The organism is Hydrogenophaga sp. H7, assembly GCF_002025745.1.
Classification (GTDB): domain Bacteria; phylum Pseudomonadota; class Gammaproteobacteria; order Burkholderiales; family Burkholderiaceae_C; genus Hydrogenophaga; species Hydrogenophaga pseudoflava.
Genome location: NZ_MCIC01000019.1, coordinates 121,762 through 133,746 on the forward strand (window position 1 = coordinate 121,762; position 11,985 = coordinate 133,746).

At 66.6% G+C, this 11,985-nt stretch carries 12 protein-coding genes; all 12 read right to left on the reverse strand.

Annotated elements, in window-relative coordinates; translation table 11 throughout:
* The 12 genes from tolA to BC358_RS20220 all read right to left on the reverse strand — a co-directional run bounded on the left by tolA (position 1) and on the right by BC358_RS20220 (position 11,978).
* Positions 1 to 918 carry a cell envelope integrity protein TolA gene (tolA, locus tag BC358_RS20165; RefSeq protein WP_066158393.1) on the reverse strand — a complete coding sequence of 306 codons (918 nt, stop codon included), beginning with the start codon at positions 916 to 918 and terminating at the stop codon, positions 1 to 3.
* A 10-nt stretch (positions 919 to 928) separates the two neighbouring features.
* Entirely contained in the window at positions 929 to 1,378 is a 450-nt protein-coding gene (locus BC358_RS20170; protein WP_066158396.1) for a biopolymer transporter ExbD, read from the reverse strand.
* A gap of 2 nt (positions 1,379 to 1,380) precedes the next feature.
* Complete coding sequence (gene tolQ / locus BC358_RS20175) at positions 1,381 to 2,085, reverse strand: protein TolQ (RefSeq protein WP_079367210.1); 705 nt, start codon at positions 2,083 to 2,085, stop codon at positions 1,381 to 1,383.
* Between the two features lie 32 nt (positions 2,086 to 2,117).
* Positions 2,118 to 2,549, reverse strand: a complete 432-nt coding sequence (ybgC, locus tag BC358_RS20180; RefSeq protein WP_127804963.1) for a tol-pal system-associated acyl-CoA thioesterase — start codon at positions 2,547 to 2,549, stop codon at positions 2,118 to 2,120.
* On the reverse strand, positions 2,546 to 3,766 hold the full coding sequence (locus tag BC358_RS20185; protein WP_079367293.1) for a pyridoxal phosphate-dependent aminotransferase: 1,221 nt from the start codon (positions 3,764 to 3,766) through the stop codon (positions 2,546 to 2,548). Before BC358_RS20185 ends, ybgC begins: the two co-directional genes overlap by 4 nt.
* A 17-nt stretch (positions 3,767 to 3,783) precedes the next feature.
* Positions 3,784 to 4,281: a transcription antitermination factor NusB gene (gene nusB / locus BC358_RS20190; RefSeq protein WP_079367211.1), complete on the reverse strand. Its 498-nt coding sequence runs from the start codon at positions 4,279 to 4,281 to the stop codon at positions 3,784 to 3,786.
* Between the two features lie 5 nt (positions 4,282 to 4,286).
* Positions 4,287 to 4,751, reverse strand: coding sequence for a 6,7-dimethyl-8-ribityllumazine synthase (ribH, locus tag BC358_RS20195; RefSeq protein WP_079367212.1), 465 nt, complete (start codon positions 4,749 to 4,751; stop codon positions 4,287 to 4,289).
* Between the two features lie 22 nt (positions 4,752 to 4,773).
* Positions 4,774 to 5,406 carry a riboflavin synthase gene (locus tag BC358_RS20200; RefSeq protein ID WP_066158405.1) on the reverse strand — a complete coding sequence of 211 codons (633 nt, stop codon included), beginning with the start codon at positions 5,404 to 5,406 and terminating at the stop codon, positions 4,774 to 4,776.
* A 67-nt stretch (positions 5,407 to 5,473) separates the two neighbouring features.
* Positions 5,474 to 6,619 (reverse strand): bifunctional diaminohydroxyphosphoribosylaminopyrimidine deaminase/5-amino-6-(5-phosphoribosylamino)uracil reductase RibD, encoded by a 1,146-nt coding sequence (gene ribD / locus BC358_RS20205; protein ID WP_079367213.1) that lies wholly within the window; start codon positions 6,617 to 6,619, stop codon positions 5,474 to 5,476.
* Between the two features lie 4 nt (positions 6,620 to 6,623).
* Complete coding sequence (locus BC358_RS20210) at positions 6,624 to 7,127, reverse strand: type IV pilin protein (protein WP_079367214.1); 504 nt, start codon at positions 7,125 to 7,127, stop codon at positions 6,624 to 6,626.
* 16 nt (positions 7,128 to 7,143) lie between these two features.
* The gene (locus BC358_RS20215; protein ID WP_179130109.1) at positions 7,144 to 11,400 is read right to left on the reverse strand and encodes a pilus assembly protein; all 4,257 of its coding nucleotides are present in this window, start codon (positions 11,398 to 11,400) and stop codon (positions 7,144 to 7,146) included.
* A gap of 44 nt (positions 11,401 to 11,444) precedes the next feature.
* Positions 11,445 to 11,978: a hypothetical protein gene (locus BC358_RS20220; protein ID WP_143434380.1), complete on the reverse strand. Its 534-nt coding sequence runs from the start codon at positions 11,976 to 11,978 to the stop codon at positions 11,445 to 11,447.
* Positions 11,979 to 11,985 lie beyond the last annotated feature (7 nt).

Consider the following 11,985-nt stretch of genomic DNA (forward strand, 5'->3'; position numbering starts at 1 on the left):
TCAGTCTGTCGGGCGGACCACGATGATGATGGGCGAGGGAACCCGGCCATCGACATCGCGTGGCAGAGAACCGGTCCGGTCGATGGCCTTCAGGGCGGCCTCGTCCCAGGCTGGGTTGCCGCTGCTGTCGACCACGCGCCGCGAGGTGATGGTGCCGTCGGACAGCGCGCGCACCTCGATTTCGGTGCGCAGGGAGCGCGGGAAATCCTCCGTGTAGCGGATGTTGGGACTGACCTTGGCCCGGACCCGGCCTGCGTAGCCCGACGACGGTCCGCTCGATTGTTGGGCCGAGCCGCGGGCTTCGGGACCGCCGCTGGCGCCCGCCTGGCCCATCATGCGGGCGATCTGGTCGCGACGCATCCTGTCGGCCAGCTCGTTCTGGCGGCGCTCGGCCTCCCTGCGCTCCTGGTCCTGCTTTTTCTTCTTTTCGGCGAGTTCCTTCTTCTTGAGGTCGTCGGCCTTCTTCTTCTCGGCCAGTTCCTTTTCTTTCTTCTCGCGCTCGGCCTTCTCCTTGGCTGCTTTTTCCTTCTTGGCCTCTTCCAGCTCGCGCCGCTTCTCTTCTTCCAGCTTCTTCTGCTTGGCCTTCTCGGTCGCGATGTCCGGCTGCTTCACCGCCGGCTGGGGCGGTGGTGGCTCGGGCTTGGGTTCCGGCTTCGGTTCGGGTTTGGGCTCCGGCCGGGGCTCCGGTTCGGGTGGCGGCGGCGGGGGAGGCTCCACCGCACGGGGCGCGGCCTCGCGCGGCAGGGCCGACCAGATCTCGGCTTCGAACGCCACTGGCGGTTCGTCCTGTTTCCAGTGCACTCCCCAGGTCAGGGCCGCCATCAGCAGCACGTGCGCGCCCAGGGCCAGCGCCAGCGGCGTTCCCCAGCGGCCGGAGCGCGGCGGCTTGAAGTCGATGGCGTCGGTGATGATCTGCATGTCCGGGCGTTCAGCGGCTGGCCTGGACCGCCAGGCCCACGCGGTCGACGCCCGCGCGCTTGAGCGTGTCCATGGTCTTCACCACGGTGTCGTACTTGATGTCCTTGTCGGCGCTGATGACCACCGGCACGGCGTCGGCCGGGGTGCCCGCTTCGGCTGCGGTGCCCTGCAGCTTGCGGACCTCGCCGGCCAGCTGCGGCAGCTTGATGCCCTGGCCGCCCTTGCTCGCCGTGCCCAGGCGCACCTGGATGGTTTCGTCCTTGCTGATCACGACCTGAACGAAGCTCTTGGGCTGCGCATCGGCCTGGCCCACGCTGGGCAGGCTGATCTGGCTGGGAGAGATGAGCGGCGCGGTCACCATGAAGATGATCAGCAGCACCAGCATCACGTCGATGAACGGGACCATGTTGATCTCGTTCTTGGTGCGGCGGGTGCGGCCCCGCGATGAGACAGCGGCCATGTTCAGTGTCCCGACGGCGTGGCCTGGCTGGGCTGCTGGCCCAGGTTGCGGTGCAGGATGTTGGAGAACTCTTCCATGAAGGTCTCCATGCGGTTGGCGACGCGGTCGATGTCGGTCGCGAAGCGGTTGTAGGCCACCACCGCCGGAATCGCGGCGAACAGGCCGATGGCGGTCGCCACCAGGGCCTCGGCGATGCCGGGCGCCACCGTGGCCAGTGTCACCTGGGCCAGCGCGGCCAGGCCGGTGAAGGCGTGCATGATGCCCCAGACTGTGCCGAACAGGCCCACATACGGGGCCACCGAGCCGACCGTACCCAGAAAGGAAAGGTTGGTTTCCAGCACGTCGATTTCGCGCTGGAAGCTCGCCCGCATGGCGCGGCGCGCACCGTCGAGCAGGGCGCCCGCGTCGGTGATGCGGCGCTCGCGCAGCTTGTGGTACTCGCGCATGCCGCTGGCGAAGATGCGCTCCATCGGCCCGCCGTGGCGCGCGCTCTGGGCCGCGGCCGAGTAGAGGTCGTTCAGGTTGGTGCCCGACCAGAACTCTTTCTCGAAGTCCTCGTTGTGGCGGTTGACGCGCTTGAGGGTGAACACCTTGCGGAAGATGGCCGCCCAGCTGATCACGGACACGAGGACCAGCAGCACCACCACGGCCTGCACGACCCAGCTCGCGTTGAGCATCAACTGGACGATGGAAAGATCTTGGGACATGTCGATGGAAGACTTGGAGTCGGGTCAGAGGGTCATTGGTTCCCGGGTGCGAGTGCCTGCAGCACGGCCGCCGGGATGCGCTGGGGTCGAAGCTGCACCGCATCGACCCAGCCGATGCGGATGCTGCCTTCGCAAAGCAGGATCGGTGCCGAGCCGTCGGCGGGCTGCAGCGAGGCGGTCTGCTCGATTGTGAGCGAGGCCCGGCCCGGTTCCGTCACGCGGGCGGTAACAGTGAGCAAATCGTCGAGCCGCGCCGGGCGGTGATAGCGCAGCTGCGTGCCCGTCACCACGAACATGCCGCCCACCTGCTCGCGCAGCTTCTGCTGCTCCACACCCAGGTGGCGCAGCCACTCGGTGCGCGCGCGCTCGAAGAACTTGAGGTAGTTGGCGTAGAACACGATGCCTCCGGCATCGGTGTCTTCCCAGTAAATCCGAACCGGCCAGTGGAACACATCGTTGCTCACAGCGCGGCCTCCAGCCGGTGCACCGCTTCCTGCAGCTGGGGCAGGGCATTGGCGGTGGAGAAGCGCAGGTAGCGGCCGGGATCGGCCAGGCCGAAGTCGCGCCCGGGTGTGGTGGCCAGCTGGCAGCGGCGCATCAGCTCGAAGGCCAGCGCCCAGCTGCCGCCTTCTTCCGGGCGGCCATCTGGCGCCTTCAGATTCCAGCGCTCGCACAGCGCCTTCACGTCGGCCCAGGCGTAGAACGCACCGTCGGGCATCACCGGGACCGGCAGGCCCAGGCGGTCGAGCGCGGGGATGAAGAAGTCGCGCCGCGCCTTGAACTCGGCGCGGCGGCGTTCGTACTCCGCCAGGCTCTCGGGTTCGAAGCAGGCCAGCGCCGCATGCTGGGCGACCGTGCTGGCGCAGATGAAGAGGTTCTGGGCCAGCCGCTCCACCGCCGGCACCAGCGCGGGCGGCAGCACCAGCCAGCCCAGGCGCCAGCCGGTCATGTTGAAGTACTTGGAGAAGCTGTTGACGCTGATCACCTCGTCGCCCAGACCGTCGGGCAGTCCCAGCGCGCTGTGGCCGTAGGCCTCGTCGTAGGACAGGCCCAGGTAGATCTCGTCGATCAGGGTGACGCCGCCCTTTTCGCGCACGAAGCGGGCGATGCGCTCCAGCTCGGCGCGGGCGATGGAGGTGCCGGTTGGGTTGGACGGCGAGGCCAGCAGCACGCCGCGCGTGGCCTCACCCCAGGCCGAGGCCACGTGGTCGGCGCTGAGCTGGAAGCGGTCTTCGGGGCCGGACGGGATCAGCACCGGCGTGCCCTCGGCCGCCTGCACGAACTGGCGGTTGCAGGGATAGCACGGGTCGGGCATCAGCACCTCGTCACCGGCCTCGATCAGCGCCAGGCAGGCCAGCTGCAGTGCGGCGGACGCACCGGCCGTCACCACGATGCGGGCCGGGTCGATGTACTGACCAAAGCGGCTGGCGTACCAGCCGCTGATGGCCTCGCGCAGAGCGGGCAGGCCGGTGGCTGGCGTGTACTGGCTGCGGCCATCGCGGATCGCGCGTTCGGCCGCCGCCTGCACCGGGGGCGGCGCGGTGAAATCCGGCTCGCCGATGTTCAGGTAGATCATCGGCCGGTCACCCGGGCGGGCCAGCCGCGCCATGTCGGCCGCGGCCTTGGCCAGTTCCATCACATAGAAAGGTTCGACGCGCCGGGCACGGCTGGACAGGCGCAAAGGGTCCGGGCGCAACGTCATTCCGCCTTGGAAGACTTGCGTGCGCCGGCCGGTGCCGCAGCCGCTTCGAGCGGGCGCAGCCGGGCGCCGAGCTGGTGGAGCACACCGTTGACGTACTTGTGGCCATCGGTGCCACCGAAGGACTTGGCCAGTTCGACGCACTCGTTGATCACGACGCGCAGCGGCACGTCCAGGCAGTGCTGGAGCTCGTATGCACCGATCCACAGCACCCCGTGCTCGATCGGCGAGATCTCGGCCATGGGCCGGTCCAGCAGGGGCGTCACCAGGGCGTCCAGCGCCTCGGCCTGTTCAACACAGCCGTGCAGCAGCGCGTCGTAGTGGGCGCTGTCGGACTTGTGGAAACCCGAGAGGTCGCGGGTGAAGCTGTCGATGTCGCTGGCGGTGTTGCGGCCGACGAGGTGCTGGTAGAGCGCCTGCAGCGCAAACTCCCGCGCCCGGGTGCGGGCCGATTTGTCGGCTGCCTTGCGCGGCTTGGTCGGGCTCTGGTCGTTCATGGGGTTCAACCGATCTGCTCCAGCACATGGGCCATCTCGACGGCCACGCGCGCCGCATCGCGGCCCTTTTCGGTCTGGCGGGCCACGGCCTGTTCCAGGTTCTCGGTGGTGAGGATGGCGTTGGCGATCGGGGTGTGGGTGTCCAGCGACACCCGGCTGACGCCGGCGCCCGATTCGTTGGCCACCAGTTCGAAGTGGTAGGTCTCGCCGCGGATGATGCAACCCAGCGCGATCAGTGCGTCGTACTCGTCCTGCTCGGCCATGGCCTGCAGGGCGATGGGCACCTCCAGGGCGCCTGGCACCGTCACGCGGGTGATGTGCTTTTCCTGCACGCCCAGCGCGAGCAGCTCGGCGTGGCACGCCTCGAACAGCGCGTTGGTGATGCCTTCGTTGAAGCGGGCCTGGACGATGCCGATGGAGAGCTTCTTGCCGTCGAGCAGGCTGGTGCTGCCTTTGTCTGCGCCAAACATGGGGGTCTTTCTTGGGTGGGGGTCAGTTCTGGGAGGGCGCTGCGCCGAGCATGCGCTCGACATAACGTGCCACGGTGTCGATTTCCAGGTTCACTGCGCTGCCAGCGCGCAAGTCGCCCAGGGTGGTGTTCTGGACGGTGTGCGGAATCAGGTTGATGCTGAACTCGCAGCCATCCGGGCGGTCTTCGATGCGGTTCACGGTCAGGCTCACGCCATTGATCGTGATCGAGCCTTTGTAGGCGAGGTATTTGGCCAGGGCCGGCGGCGCGAGCACGCGCAGCTCCCAGCTCTCGCCCACGCGCTCGAAATGGGTGACCTGCCCGACGCCATCGACGTGGCCCGACACGATGTGGCCGCCCAGCCGGTCGTTCGCCCGCAAAGCCTTTTCGAGATTGACCCGGTGACCGGCTTCGGCCAGCCCGGTGGTCTTGGAGAGCGATTCCGCCGAGACGTCGATGGTGAAGCGGGAGGCGGCGGCGTCGAGGGTCGTGACGGTCATGCAGGCGCCGTTGTGGGCGATGCTGTCGCCCAGGGCGACGTCGTCGAGGTAGCCCGGTGGCGCCTCGATCGTCAGGCGCCTGCCGTGGTCCAAAGAGCTGCCCAGGGGGTGAAGGTCGGCGATGCGGCCCACACCGGTGATGATGCCGGTAAACATCCGCGTATTTTCGCAGGGTTTGGCCCGGCGCTGCGCGTAGCGCCAAAAGGCCGGGTGTTTGCAGGCCTCAGGCGTGCAGGAAATGGTCCCGGCCCTGCACCCGAGCCAGGATGCGCAGGTCGTCACCCACCGGCTCCACCGAGGCGAACCGCAGGGGCAGGCGCTGGTCCAGCGATTGCAAGGGCCCCCAATTGGCCAGACCCGATCCACCGGCACCGAGCATCTGGGGTGCCACATACAGCAGGAACTCGTCGACCAGACCTTCGCGGATGAAGGAGCCATTGAGCTTGTGGCCGGCCTCCAGGTGCAGTTCGTTCACCTCACGGGCCGCCAGGTCGCGCAACATCGCCGCCAGATCGACCTTGCCGCCGGGGCCGGGCAGGGCGATGACGGTGGCGCCCCCCTGTTCCAGGGCGGCCTGACGGCTGGCATCGGGGACGGCGCAGTAGATGAAGATCTTGCGCGTGTGGCCCTGCGCCGGGGCCTGGAACAGGCGGGCGGTGGGCGGGGTTTCGAGCTTGCTGTCGACAACCACCAGATGGGGTTGCCGGGGCGTGGGCACCTGCCGCACGTCCAGCATGGGGTCGTCCTCCAGCACGGTGCCGATGCCCGTCAGCACCGCGCAGGCGCGCGCGCGCCAGGCGTGGCCGTCTGCTCGGGCCGCTTCTCCGGTGATCCACTGGCTGACACCATTGCCCAGGGCGGTCACGCCGTCCAGCGACATGGCGGCCTTCATGCGCACCCAGGGGGTGCCGCGGATCATGCGGCTGAAGAAACCGATGTTCAGTTCGCGCGATGCCCGGGCGGCTTCACTGTCGGTCGGCATGAGTTCGACCTGGATGCCCGCGGCGCGCAGGCGCTCCAGACCCTGCCCGGCCACCTTGGGGTTGGGGTCTCCCGTGGCCACCACTACCTTGGCCACGCCGGCCGCGATCAGCGCATCGCAGCAGGGCGGGGTGCGGCCATGGTGGGAGCAGGGCTCCAGGGTGACGTACGCCGTCGCGCCCCGGGTGGATTCGCCGCGTTGCGCCGCATCGCGCAGTGCCATTACCTCGGCGTGTGGGCTCCCCGCTTGCTGGGTATGGCCACGCCCGATCTCCCGGCCATCGGCCGAGAGGATCACGCAACCGACGCGGGGGTTGGGGTTGGACAGCTTCAGGGACTGCCGAGCCTTTTGAAGAGCGTCGGACAGCGGTCCTTGATCTACCGGCATGCGCTCAGGACGCCTTGAAGCACTCAGCGCGCCGGGCTTCAAGCTCGGTGTCAGAAAGTCCCGTGAGCCCGGTCAGTGTTTTGACGCCTGTATTTGTGATTTGCAGATTTCCACAGCGATCATTCGCCATGCTACCGGTCCGTGTTGCCTGTAAGGTGAACGAGGACGCCGACGCTTCCGTGGTGGTCTCCACCGCATCTCCGTCTTCGATCAACTGGATGTTGTAGGCAGCCGGACCAGACCCGGCGCGCGGCGATGTGGCCAGCCCTGCGGGCAAGGATGCGCCTTCAAACGTGTCTTGGGCACTGAAGAACCGCCGCATGTACTGCTCGGCTTCCATCAGCGCCCGCTGGGCATCTGCCCTTCTGGATTTGGCCACCTGTTCCTGGTACGCGGGGTAGCCGATTGCGGCCAGGATGCCGATGATGGCCACGACGATCATCACCTCGATCAGGGTGAAGCCGCTTTGTGGTCTGTGGCAGGCGGTGTTGGTGCGTGTGTTGTTCATGCTGGGAACACTCAGATCAGTTGCGAGGCGGTGCGCTGAGCTGGAACTGGGTGCGGCTCCAGCCAGTGGTGGGGCAATAGACGCCAGCGCCCAGCGGCGTTTCGCCGGTGCCCAGGATGATGCCTCGCATGGTCCGGCACTTGGGCGCGCTTCCCGACTGGCTCAGAGCCGATTCGCCGGCGGCCTCGTCTGCGGCCTTTTCAAGCCGATCGGACACGCTTTCGGCGACTTGTGGGTCGCTGGAGCTGCCGGTGTCCGTCTGCGGGTCGTCGGGCAATGCGGTGCCATCGGCGCGGGAACGGAAGCGGCTCACGGAGATGCCGCGGGTGAAGCCGCCCTGGGGGGCATAGGCCACTGCATAACCGGCGTCCACCCGGCTGTCGCTGTTTGTGTCGTACGCGTCCATGCGACCGTCGCCATCGATGTCGAACGAACGACTGAGTTCGGGCGAGGCGTTCTGGGCGTTCACGATGTACACATAGTTGGCCGGCAGGTCGGCCACCGTGCACATCTCGCCTTCAGGCGGTGGACGCAACACCGTGGACGTGATGATCACGCTTCGCCCGAAGTTCTGCACGTCTGCGATGGAGCGCTCCCCGCCCCGCAGCGCGTCGTCCTCCTGGTGGACGTTGTTCATGTGGATAAACCATCCGCGCTGGGTTTCCCAGTCGATTGCATCGCCGCTGATCGCGTAGTAGAAGAAACCACCATTGGACTCCCGCGACGCCGGGATGACGGTGCGTTCCTCCAGCTGCGTGTCACTGACTGGCGTGAACGTTTCGTTGTTGAGCATGGTGCCGTCGATGGTCTGTCGGTCCCAGATGCCGTAGATGGTCTGCTGGCCCAGGTCTTCCAGGTGCTCGTCCTGCAACATGATGCCGGTGGCGAACACCACGATGAAGCCTCCTGCCTCATGGGCCTGCCAGGCCGGGTGCCCGTAGATCGGGCGGTTGCCCGGCACGGTGAATAGGGGACGACCGTGTTCCACGTGCCAGGTGGAGGGGTCTCCGGACAGGTTGAATTTCCACAGCTGGCCGTTGGCGTCGCCGGCGTAGGCCGCCACCACCCGCGTGTTGGAGCCGTAGCTGCGCAGCAACGTCACGCCGCTGAGCCCGTCGCCCGCCGAGTAACCGCTGGGCAGCGGAATGGTCCGGATGACCTCGCCGGTCACGGCGTCCAGCACGACCAGTCCGTTCTTCTCGCCGTTGGGCTCGCCGTTGTAGTGGCCGTTGTTGACCGCCACGATCCAGCGGCCGCGCCGGGCGTTGGTCGCGTCCGACAGGTCTTCTGTCTGACCGCTGCGGGTCGCATTGGACATGTAGCCGACCGTCACATCACCGCCATCCGCGCTGTCGATCAGGTCCGGCCCGGTCTCCCACAGGAAGTCTTCCCTGTCGGGGATGCGGTTCGGCGTCACACCGGGTTTGATGGGCGAGTTGACCGCGTAGACCAGCTTCTCGCCCCGACCGCCGGTGCCGACGGCCAGATGGCGCCACGCCCGCCACTCGTTGGCCTCGGTGAGTCCATCCGCGTTGGCTTTGCGGCGGTCGAAGATGTCGTTCTCGGTGATCGGGCCATCCAGCACGTACTCGAATGTGTACGGTTCGGCCGCGAAGTTGAGCATGCGCCGCAGGCTGCGGCGCGGCATGATGGCGGCCAGTTCGGTGCCCGCGTTTGCAGAGAAAGCGTGCATGGTGCCCGCGTTAGTGGCCACGAACAGCGACTTGGGGTAACCGCGTTTGCGGTTCGTGTAGTCCACATAGCTGCCGCGCCCGTCGACGCCGCCACTGCCGTCCTGATCGTAGGCATAGTCCCGGGCATCGCCCATGAACACGGCGGGCGGGTTGACCATGGCGGCGATCTTCGACTCGCGTTGTCTGAAGAGCATCCCGTAGCTGTCCAGTGCGGAGTTGTCACCGCGCAGGTAGTTGATGAAGCTGGCATCGCTGCGGATACGCCCCGCGTCAGGGCCGGTGGCCAGGGCACTCTGAATGTCGCTTTGCAGTCCGCTGAACGTGCCCAAGAAATCGACGGGCTGGTTCCGGTCGTGCATGGTGAACACACGGCGGGCAGCGGGGCTGGGCATCTGCTGATTGGCCGACCATTCGGTCACGCCCGTCTCTCTGCCATCGGCAGCCAGTTCGCGTGCCAGGATGTCGCCGGAGTTGTCCATGGTGCGGTAGGACACCGTGTACTTGAGGCGGCCGGCCAGCGTACTGTTGTCGCCACCACCGGTGTTGACGGACACACCGGCGTCCTTGCCAGACGCGCTCAGGATTTCAGCCAGGATGGTGTTGAAGATGGACTTGACGTCGTCGGCCGTCTTGGCACTGAACGAACGGGCGCCCCCCGTGTATCCGGCGTGAATGAAGTCGTCCACCCGGGTTTGGTCCGACGCTGACTGCACGGCGCTGGTGGGAAAGGACGGGAACACGGTGGGGGCGCCGGGGCCGTTGAGGATGTAGCTGGTCCTGTATTGGTCGATCTGGTTGAAGGTCAGCCCAGTGCCGGTGACCTCGCCCGTCGGCTGGATCATGTAGCCCACGGTGTAGGTCGCCATGTTCTGCCAGAACGTGGGTTGGCCAGGGCGGGTCTGAATGTTGTTGTCCAGGCCGGTGCGCATGTCCGTGTGCCAGTAGTAGCGTGCCGTCAGGTCTGCCAGGCCGCCTGTGCCCGCGCTGCGGAAGGGCACATATTTCAGGCGGCCGGCCACGGTGTTGATTCCGTTCGGCAAGTACTGGAACGATTCGGTCGAGCCATCCGCCAGGGTGCGGGAGAACGTGGGGCCGTTGATGTTGTCGTAGTTGTCTCCCACTGCAGTGGGACCCCAGGTCCCGTTGCTGGTCGTCCAGGCACCATCAGAGAACAGCAGGTTGAAGGAACGTCGGCAACTCATCTCTTCGTTCGAAGCGCCAGCGGGAGCGCTGGACGCCACCGGGTACGTTCGCCAAGGGTTTTCCGTGACGCCGGGTCCCATGCTGTAGTAGCTCGCGGCCTTCTCCACCGCGCGGTGCAGTGGCGTTCCCCCCTGGGGCAGCATGTCGTTGAGCCAGGAGAACAGGGCGGTGTTGTCGGCCGAGCCGCGGCTGAGCGGCCTCACGCCCCGCGACAGCGTCTCCGGGGCACCCGCACCCGGGGGAAGAGTCAGCGGACCCGCATAGTTCTGGTTGGTCTGCATGTAACCCACACGCAACTCGTTGTCGAACTTCGCCGGGGTGTTGGGTTGCCCGCTCGCGTTGGTGTCCGCCAGGGCGAGCCCGATGGCGGTGTTGGTGGCCAAGTGGCGGGTGCTGTAGTAGCGGTACCAGTTCAGGATGTTGGCAACTTCCTGGGCGTTGGTGCAGACGCTGTTGGTGCAGTCGCTGCGGTTGTTGGGGGTGGGAATGGTGTAGGTGGCCGTGTCACCGTAGCGGACGTCCACCCGCGTGCGCGCGCTGCACCCGGTGTCCATGCCCGAGCCATCGGTAACGATGGCGCTGCAATACGTGTAGGTGAATGCGGGCGTGAGGGTGGTCGCCGCGGTGTAGGGGATGTGCTGCGGGATGCGCAGCGTGTAGTTCAGGTCGTACCGGTTGGTGAACCCGGTCGGGGCCAGGGTGTTGACGACGCCCTGGAAGTTGCGCGTCACGCCGTCGCTGGCGTACATCGAGTGGTACACGCGGAAGTCGTTGGGAGGCAGGTTCCGCTGCAGCACGGCGTAGCGGAAGCCGGTGCTGTTCTGGTTGGACACCCACACGACGTTGTCTGTGGGTACCAGGGCTGCGCCGCTGCCGTCCACGCGTGGCACATAGCGCACTCTGGGGTTGTAGTAGAGGGGGTTGAGATCGGCTGAACGCTGACCCGACCAGTTCCAGACACCCTGGTCGGGCGTGTACGGCAGTGAGACAGCGGTGCGAGCTTGGACGTTCGAGGAAGATATCCGTTGGTAGCAGGTGTAGGTGGCCGGCGGTCCTGCGCTGTAGTTTGCTTCTTGGCCAATGCCTGCGTTGAATGTAGAGAGGGTGCCAGATGAACTGCGGGAGTACGGAGAAGGGCAATAGCGCCGTTGGTACTCGGTGTCGCTGGTGATGTTGTAGCTCTCGTGGTAGGTGAACGCCATGGACCCCGAGTTGTCCAGTGCCACCATCAGGTTGGGCTTGGCGCCCGACTGGTTGGTCAGCAGCGGCCGGTTCGCTGGCTGGGCCCAGACTTGCATGGCGGGCAGCAGCACCGCCCCGAGGGCGGCCGACCAGAGCAGGCGGCGTGCGCGCCGATTTGTGACAGGGGAGTTCATGGACACCTCACTGGAATGCTGTTGGTATAGGGTGTTGCGCGGCATCACTGGGCGCCGCCTTTGTCGCTGAGCGTCGGAACAAGGGGCGTCAGGATGGACTGCAGCCAGACTTCCGAGCCGGCGGTCAGCAGTCCGCTGTCATCGTCAACCTGTGCGTCGTTGGACAAGCCGCGCGCCGTGATCAGGAAGCGGTCGTTGACCATGGCCTGGATGATGCAGGTCGGGTAGTTGGCTTCTTTGAGCTGAGCCCCGGACTGGACGTCGTCGCCGAATTCGGGCGTGACGGTGATCAGGTTGGCGGCACCTTCGGCCCAGTTGGCGCGGGTGTTCCAGATGCCGTCGCTGATGGCTTCCTCGGTGTCTGCAGAGATCACCGTGCCGGCTTCGATCCGGCCCACGACCGCCGCAAACGCCGCGTTGTCTTCCACACTGGCACGCGCGATGCGCTCGCATTGGCGCAAGGCGTCTTCCGCGGATGTGCGCGCCACCTGGTTGGTGCGCATGTTGTTGGAGAACTGCTCGAAGGTGGCCGAGTTGCGGGCCGCGAGCAGGCCCGCAAACGAGATGATCACCAACATGATCAGC